The organism is Psychroserpens sp., assembly GCF_034670085.1.
Classification (GTDB): domain Bacteria; phylum Bacteroidota; class Bacteroidia; order Flavobacteriales; family Flavobacteriaceae; genus Psychroserpens.
In genome coordinates this window covers 693,815-708,241 of sequence record NZ_JAXMOD010000001.1, presented here as the reverse complement: position 1 = coordinate 708,241, position 14,427 = coordinate 693,815, and the positions used below count along the sequence as shown (strand labels likewise).

At 32.8% G+C, this 14,427-nt stretch carries 14 protein-coding genes and 1 tRNA gene; 10 read left to right on the top strand and 5 right to left on the bottom strand.

Translation table 11 applies throughout. The annotated features are described in order from the left end of the window. Positions 1-279 precede the first annotated feature (279 nt). The 6 genes from rnr (at position 280) to VOI25_RS02995 (ending at position 5,505) form a co-directional block, all read left to right on the top strand. Positions 280-2,472, top strand: coding sequence for a ribonuclease R (rnr, locus tag VOI25_RS03020; protein ID WP_323787476.1), 2,193 nt, complete (start codon positions 280-282; stop codon positions 2,470-2,472). Positions 2,473-2,791: 319 nt separating this feature from the next. Then, positions 2,792-3,088, top strand: a complete 297-nt coding sequence (locus tag VOI25_RS03015; protein WP_323787475.1) for a YbjQ family protein — start codon at positions 2,792-2,794, stop codon at positions 3,086-3,088. An 89-nt stretch (positions 3,089-3,177) separates the two neighbouring features. Further along, positions 3,178-3,852 carry a head GIN domain-containing protein gene (locus VOI25_RS03010; protein ID WP_323787474.1) on the top strand — a complete coding sequence of 225 codons (675 nt, stop codon included), beginning with the start codon at positions 3,178-3,180 and terminating at the stop codon, positions 3,850-3,852. 66 nt (positions 3,853-3,918) lie between these two features. Beyond that, the gene (locus tag VOI25_RS03005; RefSeq protein WP_323787472.1) at positions 3,919-4,593 is read left to right on the top strand and encodes a LysE family translocator; all 675 of its coding nucleotides are present in this window, start codon (positions 3,919-3,921) and stop codon (positions 4,591-4,593) included. Between the two features lie 13 nt (positions 4,594-4,606). Further along, positions 4,607-4,957 (top strand): ribose-5-phosphate isomerase, encoded by a 351-nt coding sequence (locus tag VOI25_RS03000; RefSeq protein ID WP_323787471.1) that lies wholly within the window; start codon positions 4,607-4,609, stop codon positions 4,955-4,957. Between the two features lie 17 nt (positions 4,958-4,974). Continuing rightward, a complete protein-coding gene (locus tag VOI25_RS02995) occupies positions 4,975-5,505 on the top strand; it encodes a GldL-related protein (protein WP_323787469.1) in 531 nt (176 codons plus the stop codon). A 69-nt stretch (positions 5,506-5,574) separates the two neighbouring features. On the opposite strand, the gene VOI25_RS02990 is transcribed toward VOI25_RS02995, so the two are convergent. Together VOI25_RS02990 and folB are read right to left on the bottom strand one after the other, a co-directional pair. Further along, a tRNA-Cys gene (locus VOI25_RS02990) sits at positions 5,575-5,645 on the bottom strand. An 84-nt stretch (positions 5,646-5,729) separates the two neighbouring features. Further along, positions 5,730-6,092, bottom strand: coding sequence for a dihydroneopterin aldolase (gene folB, locus VOI25_RS02985; RefSeq protein WP_323787468.1), 363 nt, complete (start codon positions 6,090-6,092; stop codon positions 5,730-5,732). 66 nt (positions 6,093-6,158) lie between these two features. Here folB and VOI25_RS02980 point away from each other — a divergent pair, with 66 nt between their 5' ends. The 3 genes from VOI25_RS02980 (at position 6,159) to VOI25_RS02970 (ending at position 9,965) form a co-directional block, all read left to right on the top strand. Next, complete coding sequence (locus VOI25_RS02980) at positions 6,159-8,162, top strand: glutamine--tRNA ligase/YqeY domain fusion protein (protein WP_323787467.1); 2,004 nt, start codon at positions 6,159-6,161, stop codon at positions 8,160-8,162. An 89-nt stretch (positions 8,163-8,251) separates the two neighbouring features. Then, positions 8,252-8,740 carry a DUF1761 domain-containing protein gene (locus VOI25_RS02975; RefSeq protein ID WP_323787466.1) on the top strand — a complete coding sequence of 163 codons (489 nt, stop codon included), beginning with the start codon at positions 8,252-8,254 and terminating at the stop codon, positions 8,738-8,740. A gap of 67 nt (positions 8,741-8,807) precedes the next feature. Next, the gene (locus VOI25_RS02970) at positions 8,808-9,965 is read left to right on the top strand and encodes a GNAT family N-acetyltransferase (protein ID WP_323787465.1); all 1,158 of its coding nucleotides are present in this window, start codon (positions 8,808-8,810) and stop codon (positions 9,963-9,965) included. 54 nt (positions 9,966-10,019) lie between these two features. Here VOI25_RS02970 and VOI25_RS02965 read toward each other — a convergent pair whose 3' ends face one another. Then, positions 10,020-10,946: an SPFH domain-containing protein gene (locus VOI25_RS02965; protein WP_323787464.1), complete on the bottom strand. Its 927-nt coding sequence runs from the start codon at positions 10,944-10,946 to the stop codon at positions 10,020-10,022. Positions 10,947-11,000: 54 nt separating this feature from the next. Here VOI25_RS02965 and VOI25_RS02960 point away from each other — a divergent pair, with 54 nt between their 5' ends. Beyond that, complete coding sequence (locus VOI25_RS02960) at positions 11,001-11,708, top strand: outer membrane beta-barrel protein (RefSeq protein WP_323787463.1); 708 nt, start codon at positions 11,001-11,003, stop codon at positions 11,706-11,708. On the opposite strand, the gene gltX is transcribed toward VOI25_RS02960, so the two are convergent. Together gltX and VOI25_RS02950 are read right to left on the bottom strand one after the other, a co-directional pair. Next, positions 11,705-13,216: a glutamate--tRNA ligase gene (gene gltX, locus VOI25_RS02955; protein ID WP_323787462.1), complete on the bottom strand. Its 1,512-nt coding sequence runs from the start codon at positions 13,214-13,216 to the stop codon at positions 11,705-11,707. The two genes, VOI25_RS02960 and gltX, sit on opposite strands and share 4 nt — an antisense overlap. A 52-nt stretch (positions 13,217-13,268) precedes the next feature. After that, complete coding sequence (locus tag VOI25_RS02950) at positions 13,269-14,312, bottom strand: alkane 1-monooxygenase (protein WP_323787461.1); 1,044 nt, start codon at positions 14,310-14,312, stop codon at positions 13,269-13,271. Positions 14,313-14,427 lie beyond the last annotated feature (115 nt).

Here is a 14,427-nt window from a genome sequence, read left to right as displayed (position 1 = left end):
CAACTATTAACAGACTATAATAACCATCATTTATTTTTTTAAATTTTAAAAGAAAAATGATAATATGTATATATATGTTGATAAGTGTTTATTTTAAGTTATTATGAATTATGAATTAAAAATAACCATCACTTTTTTATTAATTTAACACTAACAAAACACGATTAAATAATTAAACCGTAGATTTGCAGAAACTTAATACCTTCTCTTCTCCTTCTATTAAGTTGAATAATAAAGAATTCCTAACACTTTTAGGAAATGAAAATGATTACAAATTAAATGACAAAACGAAAACAAAAGAAATCCAATAAAGGGATTCCAAATCTTACAAATACAATTCTAAGTATTTTAAAAAAAGAAAGAAACAAAACTTTTAATTACAAACAAATCGCTGCTATACTTGGTGTTAATGACGCAAGTAGCAGAAATCAAATTATAAAGAAACTTCACCAACTCAAAGCAAAGCAAGAGATTGAAGAAATAGATCGTGGTAAATTTAAAGCCATTGTCAATACCGAATACCATACAGGACGTGTAGATATGGCATCTAGAGGATCTGGTTATATTATTAGTGACGATTTTGAAGATGATGTTTACATTGCTTCAAATAATATGAATAAAGCCCTTCATGGAGATGAGGTCGAATTTTATGCCTATAAACGTCGTAAACGCGGTAAATTAGAAGGTGAAATTACTAGTATTATTACTCGTGCTAAAAGCGAGTATGTTGGCGTAATTCAAATACATGAAAAGAAAAATTTTGCGTTTGTAGTGCCTGATGGAAACAAAATGTATACTGATATATTTGTACCAATTAATAAAATAAATAAGGCTGAAGATGGTGATAAAGTATTAGTATCGCTCGAAGATTGGCCAGAAAAAGCTGATTCTCCAAACGGTCGTGTACTTAAAGTGCTTGGAAAACCAGGAGAACACAGTACCGAAATTCACGCCATTCTTGCAGAATATGGTTTACCACTAGAATTTCCTCACGAGGTTGAAGAATTCGCAAATCAAATAGATACATCAATAACAAAAGAAGAAATTGCAAAACGACGTGATATGCGTAAAGATTTAACTTTTACCATAGATCCAAAAGATGCTAAAGATTTTGATGATGCCTTATCATTTAAAGTCTTAGATAACGGCTTGTATGAAATAGGAATTCATATCGCTGATGTCTCTCACTATTTACAAGAAGGTACCATTTTAGATGATGAAGCTTATGAACGTGCAACCTCAGTATATTTAGTAGATAGAGTAGTGCCAATGCTTCCAGAAATCTTATCAAATGGAGCTTGTTCTTTACGTCCACACGAAGAAAAATATACCTTTTCTGCAGTGTTCAAGATGAATGAAAAAGCAGAAATTAAAGATCAATGGTTCGGACGAACAGTGACGTATTCTGATGCGCGATTTGCTTATGAAGAAGCGCAAGCAATTATAGAATCTAAAACTAACGATATTCCAAAAGAAGTATCTTTAACAGGAAAACCGTATAAAGCCGATCAAGCTGTAGCAGATGCTGTTTTAAAAATGGACGAGCTCGCCAAAATAATGCGTCGCAAACGGATGAGTTCTGGAGCGATTTCTTTTGATAAAGTTGAAGTAAAATTCGATTTAGATGAAGCTGCAAATCCAATTGGTGTATTCTTTAAAACCAGTAAAGACGCTAATAAACTCATTGAAGAGTTCATGTTATTAGCAAATAAGAAAGTGGGTGAATTTGTTGGAAAACAAAAGAAAACCTTTGTATATAGAATACATGATGAACCTGATGATAGTAAACTTGCGGCATTGCAAAATGTTGTAGGTCGATTTGGTTATAAACTCAATTTTAAAGATCGCAAAAGCGTGTCTTCATCGTTGAATAATTTATTAAAAGACGTTAGTGGTAAAAAGGAACAAAATTTAGTAGATACTTTAACTATTCGAACCATGAGTAAGGCCGAATATTCCACACACAATATTGGTCATTACGGATTAGCATTTGATTATTACAGTCATTTCACGTCACCAATTCGTCGTTATCCAGATGTCATGGCACATCGCTTATTACAAACCTATCTTGATGGCGGAAATTCTGCTAATGCAGAGGTTTATGAAGAAAAGTGTAATCATTCTAGCAGAATGGAATATTTAGCCACTAAAGCTGAACGTGACTCTATTAAATACATGCAGATCAGATTTATGGAAGATCATAAAGATGAAGATTTTGTAGGTGTAATTTCAGGCGTTACAGATTGGGGAATTTATGTAGAAATCATCCAAAATAAATGCGAAGGTATGGTCAGTGTTAGAGATATGAAAGATGATCATTACGCGTTTGATGAAGACCATTATGCATTGATTGGTAAAAATTCTAAAACCATGTATCAACTTGGTGATGAGGTTGTTGTAAAGGTTAAAAACACCGATTTAGTTAAAAAACATCTAGATTTCACCTTGATTGGTAAACATATAGAAGATTAATTTTTAGTAATTTCTGTCAGATTGAGTGCAGTCGAAATCAAAGACTATTGTAAAGAGAATTTTTTTGGCGTTACCTAAAGGTCAGGCTGTCCGTTATATCTTTTGGGTAAAAACCAAAAGGATGCCACTGCCATCCTTAACGCAACTAATCGTATATTTAATGATTTAGCTTAAGTTGTCATTCCGAACGAAGCATGAGGAGGAATCTCATTTTTTATTAGATTTTTTGTGAATCATGCTAAATTTATTTCAGCATCTCATAATTTTTTAAGTGTAACAATTTTAACAAAATTCACACCAACAAGAAAAAATAAGTATTATGATTCTAACCACTACAAATAGCATAGAAGGATTTAAAATATCAGACTATAAAGGCATTGTAACAGGTGTTTCTATTCATGATGGAAAATTATCAATGGGTTTTAGTATGTCAAAGTATTATAAATCAATTCAGGATAGTATTGATGCCACAAAAGAAAAAGCGTTTCAATCATTAACGGAAAACGCAAAAAAATTAGGAGCAAATGCTGTCGTAGGAATTAAAGTTGAAATAGAACTAACCACAAGTAATTACGCAATGGTTTCAGTTACAGGAACAGCTGTTTCTGTTGCTTAGTTGTCTCAATTATTTATAAACTGTAACATTTTTGTTTCTGTGTACTCTTTAATTACAGAAGCAAGAAATAAACATAAAATTATATTCAAATGAGAACTATTTTAGCTATTGCATTATTTGTAGTAACATCTATATTAACTGCACAAAACCCAAAAGAACAAGGCGTTGGTGATTTTTCCGAAGTCAAAGTTTACGACTTAATAGAAGTTAACTTAATTAAATCAGATGTTGATAAAGTAGAAATCACAGGAGACGATATTGAAGATGTTGAAGTGATCAATAAAGACGGAAAGCTTAAAATTAGAATGAAATTTGATAAAACATTTAATGGCGACAAAACTTTTGTGGCTGTATATTACACGAAACTGAATGTTATCGATGGTAATGAAGGCGCATATATTTCTTCAAATGAATTAATTACGCAAAATCATATTGAACTTAGAGCACAAGAAGGTGCGCATTTAAAAATTGGATTAGATGTTAAAAAAGTAGATATTAGAGCGGTTACAGGAGGTATTATTGAAACTAGAGGTAAAGCTGATTCTCAAGAAATTACTTTAAATACAGGTGGTATTTATGAGGGTAAATCTTTCGAAACCAAGAACACAACTGTACATATTAAAGCAGCTGGTGAGGCTGATGTTCATGCTTCAAAAAAAGTTAATGCTAAGGTAGTTGCTGGAGGTGATGTATTTATTTACGGTAACCCAGAACATATTAAAGAAAGCACAACCTTTGGTGGTCGTATTAAACGAATGAACTAATCCTCATTCGATTAAGTTGAGTTAGCATCTTTTTTTATTAGCTTTGTAGGAAAGCTATTTCCTATTATGTTTGATGATATTTTAGCAGCAATTCCTTTCGGAATTATCCTTGCCTTCACTATTGGACCAGTATTTTTTGTACTGCTCGAAACTAGTGCAACTAAAGGATTTAAAAGCGCTTTAATTTTTGATTTAGGCGTAATAGTAGCAGATATTGTCTTTATTCTTTTAGCATTTTACAGCACCAATAAACTTATTGATAAAATAAAAGACGATCCAAACTTCTTAATTTTTGGCGGTGTTTTGTTAGTTGTTTATGGAGTTATTTCCTTTATAAAAACCTCTAAATCATTCAGATCTATTGTTAGAGAATATCATAAAGTGGAGATTCAAAAAAATGAATTTGGTAAGCTGTTCATTAAAGGGTTTTTGCTAAATTTTATTAATATTGGTGTGCTTTTAGGATGGTTAGGTTTTATCGTTATTGGTAGTTCAATTACAGAATCTGAAAACGGGGTAACTGTTTTTATTGTGACCATGTTAACTGTTTATTTCTTAACAGACTTAGTTAAAATTGCAGTCGCTAAACGATTAAAAAACAAATTAACGCCACGTCTTATCTACAAAACCAAAAAAATAATTGCTTTAGTGGTACTTGGTTTTGGTGTATTATTATTGGTGCAAGGTTTATTTCCTGCTGGAAAAGAACGCCTTCAAGAAGAAATTGAACATCGTTTATAATTCAAACTAGCAGATGCCTAAAACCGAATATCGTATTTACGTCGTCGAATTATCTAAAAGGGTATTTTCTGAAAACCGAAAATTTAGAGAGGCTAATCCGCAATTTAACGGCGTTCTAGAATGTCTCTATGTTGGTATGACTAGCAAAACACCAAAAGAGCGTTTTGAGCAACACAAGACGGGTTACCGAAATAAAAAAGGCTATAAATTATCTTCAAATATTGTCGAAAAATACGGATCGTATTTAAGACCAAGCCTTTATAATCATATTGCACCTCTACAAACTAGAGCAGATGCCTTAAAAATGGAAGAAACACTAGCTTTAGAGTTAAGACGACAACGCTATGCGGTTTGGTTTAATTAATTTTTAATAAAAATTCAGTGAAAAAATCAAGTACAAAAATTTTAACATTACCTCTTAGGTTTGCACTTATTACTTTAATTTTTGGTGCGCTTTTTAAAATTATGCATTGGCCTTATTCAAATCTATTAATGAGCATTGGAAGTTGTGCAATTCTGATTTTATACACAATCCGTTTTATATATAAAAAAGAAAAAGTAAGGATAGATTATATTAAATTGGGCTTGGTTGTTTTATGGGTTATTAGCTATGTCAATCAAGCACTTCATCTTTTTAATCTCTCATATTATTTTGAAATAGTATTGATGATTTTGTTTATATGGTGGCTTATTGAAGAAGGGTTGTCATATTTTGGCAATAGAATATTAAAAGAAAATAAAACCACTAAATTCTTGTATTATGCCTTAATAATAATAACAATTTGTTGTCTTGGTTTTGGCACACTGTTTAAAATTCAGCATTGGCCTTATGGCGCGTTATTATTCACCTTGGGAATACTTTTTCTTTGCCTAACACTTATTGTAGATTATGTTGTTGTTACAAGAACCTAGGCTTTACTTAATTTTTTATAAAAAATTTAAAACAAAAAAGAGATACCGTAAAGTATCTCTTTTCTTTTGAGGCGTCTAGCGGATTCGAACCGCTGTAGAAGGTTTTGCAGACCTCTGCCTAGCCACTCGGCCAAGACGCCTTTAATATCTTATTAAAAAGATTTCTCGTTATTCCTAGCGAGTCAGCAAATGTAAAAAAAATAACCATTTTACACTATTAACACTTACTTTTTTCGTCTTTCGGTCATTTTTATCGTTACCATTTCAACATCGCCACCAATAGGAGGATTCAGTTTACTCACACTAACAGTCGCTTTTTTAACTAATGAATCTTCTATAAAAATACGCTTTAAAATACGTTTTGCAACTGTTTCCAAAAGTTTTGATGGCAGTTGCATTTCTTCTTTTACAATTTTATTTAAAAGGACATAGTCAACAGTATCTGCTAATTCATCAGATTCTGAAGAGGTCTTTAAATTAGCTTTAATCTCTAAATCGACGCGATAATCACTACCAATTTTAGTTTCTTCTTTTAAACAACCATGAAAGGCATATACTCGGATATTTTCAACTTTAATTATTCCCAAAGCATTCTATTTTAAAGCAAATATATTACACTATTATTTAATAACTTTGCCTATTATTTTAAAAACATGTCTGAAGAAACAAAATCGCTTAATTTTATTGAGCACATTATAGAAGAGGATTTAGCAAATGGTTTACCAAAAGATAAGCTGCGTTTTCGTTTTCCTCCTGAACCTAATGGTTATTTACATATTGGTCACACTAAAGCCATCGGAATTAGTTTTGGTTTAGGTGAAGCTTATAATGCACCCGTAAACCTTCGTTTTGATGATACCAATCCAGCAAAAGAAGAACAGGAATATGTTGATGCTATAAAACGCGATATTAAATGGTTAGGTTACCAATGGGCAAATGAATTGTATTCTTCAGATTATTTCCACACGCTGTATAATTGGGCAATTCAACTAATTAAAGACGGAAAAGCTTATGTAGATTCTCAGTCAAGTCAAGCCATGGCCGAACAAAAGGGAACACCAACGCAACCTGGTGTTGAAGGCCCATATCGCAATAGAAGCGTAGAAGAAAACCTCGATTTGTTCGAGCGCATGAAACAAGGTGAATTTGATGAAGGTTCGCATATTCTTCGAGCTAAAATAGACATGCAACATCCCAATATGTTGATGCGAGATCCTATTATGTATCGCGTATTAAAGAAACATCACCATAGAACTGGAAATGAGTGGTGTATTTATCCAATGTATGATTGGACGCATGGTGAAAGTGATTACATCGAACAAATTTCACATTCTTTATGTTCACTTGAATTTAAGCCTCATAGAGAGCTTTATGACTGGTTTAAGGAACATGTTTATGGTTATGCGTCAGATGCGCTTCCTATGCTTCCTAAACAACGTGAGTTTGCGCGATTGAATTTAAGCTATACGATTATGAGTAAACGAAAATTGCTCAAATTAGTAGAAGAAGGCCATGTTTCTGGTTGGGACGATCCGAGAATGCCAACAATTTCTGGATTACGTCGACGTGGTTATACGCCAAATTCTATACGTCAATTTATCGATAAAGTTGGTGTTGCAAAGCGCGAAAATGTGATTGATGTTTCACTATTAGAATTTTGTATTAGAGAAGATTTGAACCAAACAGCTCCACGAGTTATGGCTGTTTTAGACCCAGTAAAATTAGTAATTACAAATTATCCAGAGGATAAAGAGGAATGGTTTGATGCTGAAAATAATCCGGAAGATGAAAGTGCAGGTTCTAGAAAGGTGCCATTTTCAAAAGAACTTTTTATTGAACGCGAAGATTTTAAAGAAGAAGCAAGCAATAAATTCTTCAGATTAAAACTAGGTGGTGAAGTTCGTTTAAAAAACGCATATATCATTAAAGCTGAAAATGTAGTAAAAGATGCGAACGGTAACATTACAGAAATCCATTGTACGTATTCGACAGATACCGAAAAGAAAGTTAAAGGCACCTTACACTGGGTCTCCATAAAACACGCATTAAAAGCTGAAGTTAGAGAATATGATAGACTGTTTGTTGATGAGGCTCCAGATAGCCATCAGGACAAAGATTTCATGGCATTTATTAATCCTAATTCCTTAAAAATTATTGAAGCATTTGTAGAGCCAAGCTTAGCCAATATTAAAGTAGGTGAGCGTTTTCAATTTCAACGTCTCGGATATTTTAATGTTGATGACGATTCTAAACCTGAACATTTAGTGTTTAATAAAACGGTTGGATTAAGAGATTCATGGGCAAAACAAAAACCAAAGCCACAACAAAATCAAAACAAGCCTCAGCAACCACAGCAAAAGCGTCCAGCTATAGAAGTGATTAAGCAGTTAGGCAAGAAATACACAAATTTACCCGAAGCTAAACAAGAAAAGTCTAAAGCAGAAATTTTAAAATTAGCAGAAGATGTGAGCTACGAGGACTTACAGCCGCTATTTAATACAGCTGCTAAAAAAGTTGGGACACGAATTGCAGTCATGATTAGCTTAAGCGTTTTACTTAAAAACGGACAAGAACGTAACGAAGATATTAATGCGTTTGTTCAAAAAGCATTGGAAGATAAAAATGAGATATTAGTTGCAGAAGCAAAAGCTTTGTAACTGGAAATAAGATAGTTTTAACAACCTCAAAGAATCTTCTTTGAGGTTTTTTTGTACATTTAGCATACTAACTATAATCAAATTACATCATGGAAATTAATTTTTTAGCAGTGCTTGTTGCTGCGGTAGTACCAATGGTTTTAGGTTTTCTCTGGTATGGACCAATGTTGTTTCAAAATTCTTGGATGAGAGAATCAGGAATGACAGAAGAAAAAATCAAAGGCGGAAATATGGCTGTCATTTTTGGCTTGTCATTTGTCTTTTCAATTTTACTGTCTTTTTTCACTCAATTTTTAACGATTCATCAATTAGGCGCCTTAGGAATGATTGGAGGAGATCCATTGGCAGAAGGAATTTTGCCTTCGTATCAAGCTTTTATGGATGATTACGGAACACATTTTCGAACGTTTAAACATGGAGCATTACATGGTTTACTAGCTGGAATCTTTATAGTTTTTCCAATTATAGCTACTAACGCAATGTTTGAACGTAAGAGCTGGAAACTAATATTTATTAATTCAGGCTACTGGACTGTTGCTCTTACCATTATGGGAGCAATCATTTGTGGTTGGGTTTAATTTTGTAACATAACTAAAGTATAAAAGACTGATAACATTATGTTATCAGTCTTTTTATTATATCGCCTTGACGCACTTTAAATTATATCATTCTACATCAGACTTACCCGAATCTTGGGATGGACTTCCTATTGAGGATACGTTTTTAAAAACTCCTTTTTTGAAAGCTTTAGAGGATTCAAGTCCTGCTAATATTTCAACCTATTTCTTAGGGGTTTTTAATTTCGAAGATTTGGTTGGAATTGCTATTATTCAACGTGTAGAAATGTATTTTGATGATGTGTTTAGGAAAACGTCTAATCAATTTTTTAAACGCTGCGGAAAGGTTCTTATTTCAAAAATTGTTAAAGGCAACGCTTTAATAGTGGGAAACCTAATGCATACAGGTCAGCATGGTTTATATTTTAATTCAGAATCTATCTCTCAGGATGTGTTTTTGGGCCAAGTATCTAAGGGGTTAGACGCACTTACCCTATTAATCAGAGATCAATTTGACAAAAAAATAAGAATAATAGGTTTTAAAGATTATTTCGAAGATGATTCATTTCACTCTAGCAATAAGTTCTTTCGAAATCAAAACTTATACAAGGCTCAAGTGCAACCAAATATGATTTTTGAAGCAAGTAGTAACTGGTCTTCACCTGAAAAATATATTGCAGATTTTAATAAGAAATACAGAAGACGTTATAGAACTGCCCGTAAAAAAAGTCAGGACATTGAATGTAAAGAGTTCAAATTAGATGATGTAGAGCATTTTTCTAACGAGATTTACAATTTATATGAAAACGTATCTGATAATGCAGGTGTTAATTCATTCAAATTACACAAAAACCATTTCTACCAACTTAAAAAAGAACTTAAAGACGATTTTAAAATTTATGGTTATTTTTTAGAGGGAAAGCTCATTGGCTTTTATTCTTTCATTAAAAATTATGACAAACTTGAAACTTATTTTTTAGGTTATAATCAAGAGTTGCAACATCAATATCAAATGTATCTTAATATGTTATTTGATATGGCTTCTTTCGGAATTCAAAACCAGTTTAAACATGTTGTTTTTGCTCGAACAGCTATGGAAATAAAAAGTTCTATTGGCGCAAAACCTTTTGATATGTATATTTATTTAAAACATACAAATAATATTATAGCCAATACGGTTTTAAAATTGGTTGTTAAATATGCTAATCCAGTAAGAGACTGGGAAGAACGACATCCTTTTACATAAAAAAGCCTCAAATTTAAATTCAAGGCTTATTGAGATTATAAAAATTTAATCCGTCTATTCGTCTTTTTTCTTGCGTGAATTTTTCATGGCCTCACCAATTTGATTACTCGCTGTAAAACTGGCAACCATATCATTCAACATTTGGCTTCCAGCCTGAGGTGAATTAGGTAATAAAATTAGGTTACTATTAGTTTCTTGACCAATAGACTGTAAGGTGTCATAATGTTGTGTAACGACAATAAGCGCAGACGCTTCTTGCGAGTTGATACCAACTTTATTTAAGACCTCTACCGATTCTTCAAGTCCACGAGCAATTTCACGACGCTGATCAGCAATACCTTGTCCCTGTAAGCGCTTACTTTCTGCTTCAGCTTTTGCTTTTTCTACAATTAAAATACGAGCAGCATCACCTTCAAATTGTGCAGCTGTTTTTTCACGATCAGCAGCATTAATTCTATTCATAGCAGCTTTAACTTGAGCATCAGGATCAATATCTGTTACTAAGGTTTTAATAATATCATAACCGTAATCAGCCATCGCATCATTTAATTCAGATTTTACCGCAATTGCCACATCATCTTTTCGTACAAATACGTCATCTAATTTCATTTTTGGCACTTCAGCACGAACCACATCAAAAACATAGGAGGTGATTTGATCATGTGGATAATCTAGTTTGTAAAAAGCATCATATACTTTTTCTCGTATCACTTTATATTGCACTGAGACTTTTAAACGGACAAATACATCATCTAAAGTTTTGGTTTCTATAATAACATCTAATTGTTGAATTTTTAAACTTAGTTTACCAGCAATTCGATCTACTAATGGTATTTTAAGCTGTAAACCAGATTGCCTTATGCTATTAAATTTACCGAAGCGCTCAATAATTGCAGCAGTTTGTTGTTTAACAACGAAGAATGACGAAATCAAAATGATTACGCCGAAAAATATAATTGGAATTAAAATAAATTGACCCATAACAAGTTTTTTTTAATGGTTAGGAAAATAATCAGTTACTAAATTAAGTTATATTTGCTCAAATCACACACTTTAGAGATGCAAAAAAAGCAGTTTATAATATTAGTAGTCTTTTGTATAGCGTTTGTTACATTATCAACAGCTCAACACAAACGATACACGATTAAAAATGGAATAGGAGTAGTGGGTGGATTAACCCAATATGATATTACAACCAATAATTTTGTAACCAAGAGTGGTTCAGGCTTTCTTGGAGGCATGATTGCAACTGTTGATATTCCTCAGAAATGGTTTACTGTTAGTTATGGTTTACAATTCTCTCAAAATTCTATTGAAGTTGAAGGGCGCTCCCTTGTAAATCCTCTGCAAGTTGAACAATTAGAATACGACTTAATGGCTATTCAATTAGCATTTATGCTTCACGTGAAATTAATTAGTGATAATCTTACGCTAGACGTTGGGCCACAATTACAATATAATGGACAGCTAGACCTTAAAAATAGCAACCAAAAAGGATACTTAATAAATGGTTATGATACATTATTAGCCGAAGATATTAAGGATATTTCTCCTTTTAATGTAAATGGAGTAGTAGGCGCATCGGCAGGAATAGGTAGCTTTAAATTAAGAGCGACTTATAGTTATGGGTTTACTAACATTTTAAACAAACTTAATGACCAAAATTTAACGACCACACCTTTATCTAAAGAATTTAAGGGCACACAATCGATGCTTGCGTTTGCGCTAATGATTACGTTTTAAATCGAGGCAATAATTGTGTCAATTCGCTTCTTTGTTTCGGTTTTCCCAATCATATAGATGATATCAAAAACATCTGGTCCTTGTAATTCTCCCACAAGCGCTAATCTTAAAGGCATCATGACTTTGCCGAAGCCTATTTCATTGGATGTAATCCATTCTTTTACTGTGTTTTGAAGGTTTACAACCGTAAAGTCTTCTACGCTATGAACTAAAGATTTGACTTTATTTAAAATATCAGCAGTATCGTCTTTTAATGCTTTTTTAGAAGCTTTTTCATTATACGTTTTAGGCGCAACAAAGAAGTAATGACTTAAGTCCCAAAAATCATTCACAAATGTTGCCCGTTCTTTGATTAGAGCAACAACCATTTCAATGTATTCGGTATCAATTCCTGCTAATTCAGGTCTCGACTTTTGAAACGCAACAGCTAAGCCATAATTGTCTTGCTCCTGCATATAATGATGGTTAAACCACTTAATTTTGTCTGGATCAAATCGTGCTCCAGCTTTGTTCACACGTTCTAAATCGAAAGCAGAAACGAGTTCTTCAAGATTAAATAGTTCCTGTTCTGTGCCAGGATTCCAACCTAAGAACGACAAGAAATTAATCATAGCTTCAGGAAAATATCCGTCTTCTTTATAGCCTCTTGAAATATCTTCAGATTTCGGATCTGTCCATTCTAGTGGAAATACAGGAAATCCTAATTTGTCACCATCACGCTTGCTTAATTTTCCTTTTCCTGTTGGTTTTAGTATTAATGGTAAATGCGCAAATTGAGGTGATTCCCAACCAAACGCAGCATATAATTGGAAATGTAATGCCAAAGATGGTAACCATTCTTCACCACGAATCACATGAGAGATCTCCATTAAATGGTCGTCAACAATATTTGCTAAGTGATAGGTAGGCATACCATCACTTTTAAATAAGACTTTATCATCTAAAACATTGGTGTCAATGGTCATATCACCTCGAATAATATCTTTTAAATGCAAGGTTTCATCTTGAGGTGATTTAAACCGTATCACATAATCGTCTCCAGCTTCTAATTTTGCATTTACTTCAGCTTTAGAAATCGATAAAGAGTTACTTAGCTTTAATCTATTATGCCAGTTGTATATAAACGTTTTTCCGTTAGCCTCATGATCTTTTCTATGGAAATCTAAAGTTTCAGCAGTATCAAAAGCATAATAGGCATGACCTTTTTCGATTAATTCATCTGCATACTGCTTATATAAATGTTTACGCTCGCTTTGTCTGTAAGGTCCAAATTTTTCATTCTTATTTGGTCCTTCGTCAAACGGAATTTTACACCAATTTAAAGCGTCAACAATATAATCTTCTGCACCTTCAACATAGCGATTTTGATCAGTGTCTTCAATACGAAGCACAAAAGTTCCGTTATGCTTTTTGGCAAATAAATAATTAAAAAGTGCTGTTCTAACACCTCCAATATGTAAAGGTCCTGTTGGGCTTGGTGCAAAACGCACACGAACGTTTTTGGTCATGGTTTTTATTTTATGACTGCAAAGATAAAACGATAATTAAGAATAGAAATGCTTAAGTTAAAATCATTTCTTTAGGCACGCGTTTATTCATTATAGAAAACCATAAAGGTGGAATCATTGCCAATACCATTGATGTAGGATAACCAAATGGCATTTGAGGACTTTCGTCATGGCAATCTAAGATTTGATATTTTTTTGAAGACTTAAAATGATGATCACTGTGCCTTGTAAGTTCATAAAGCACAATTCTACCAATGACATGATTAGAATTCCAAGAATGCATTTCTTTAACGCGTTCGTATCGGCCAGATTTGGTTTTTAATCGCATTAAGCCATAATGTTCAATATAATTCACGGATTCTAATAATAAAACACCAACTATTGCAGAAGATATCGCAAATAACAATCCTATTTTTCCGAAGACGAATAATATAATCAGTAAATAACTAATTTGAAGCAAAATGAACCAAAACATATCATTTTTGGCTGAAAAGAAGCTTTTTTTACTGTTTTTAAGCAGTTTTTGTTGAATTTTCCATGCTTTTGCATATTGTCTAAAAATGGAGGTAAACCAAAATGAGTAAACCGTTTGGTTATATCTGGCTGTTGCTGGATCCTCTGGAGTGGCTGCGTGTAAATGATGACCAAAATTATGTTCAATATAAAAATGCATATACTGAGAAGGTAGAAGTAAAGCCTTTCCAATAAAACGCTCGTTTGTGTTTTGTCTGTGACCAAGTTCGTGTGCAACATTAATTCCGTTGACACCTAAAACGATACCTACGGAAAGAATCATTCCAATAAGTTCATAGGTTTCAATAGTTGTCATTGAAACCTGATAGATTCCGAAGAAAACTAACCCATAAACCAAAGGCAGATTAAGATACAAGAGCCAGTCAAAAACCTTTCTTTTTAATTTATGTTCTACGACTTCTTTAGATAAATTATCAGTGTCAATTGGAAAAACAAGTTCTAATATGGGAATCACTACAAAAGCGTAAACAGGAGTTAAAAACACTAAGTTCCCTTTAAAAAACAAACCAATAAAAGCAATGACGGGAATGGAGAATGCGGCTAGATATTTTAGATCTTTCATAGAAATGGTAGTTCACGTTGGTCTTTATTTTAACACAACTCCTCGAAATTAACAGAATCTTACCAAATTTAGGCATTTGCAGGTTAAAATAAAATTGTAGTTTAGTGAGTTAAAT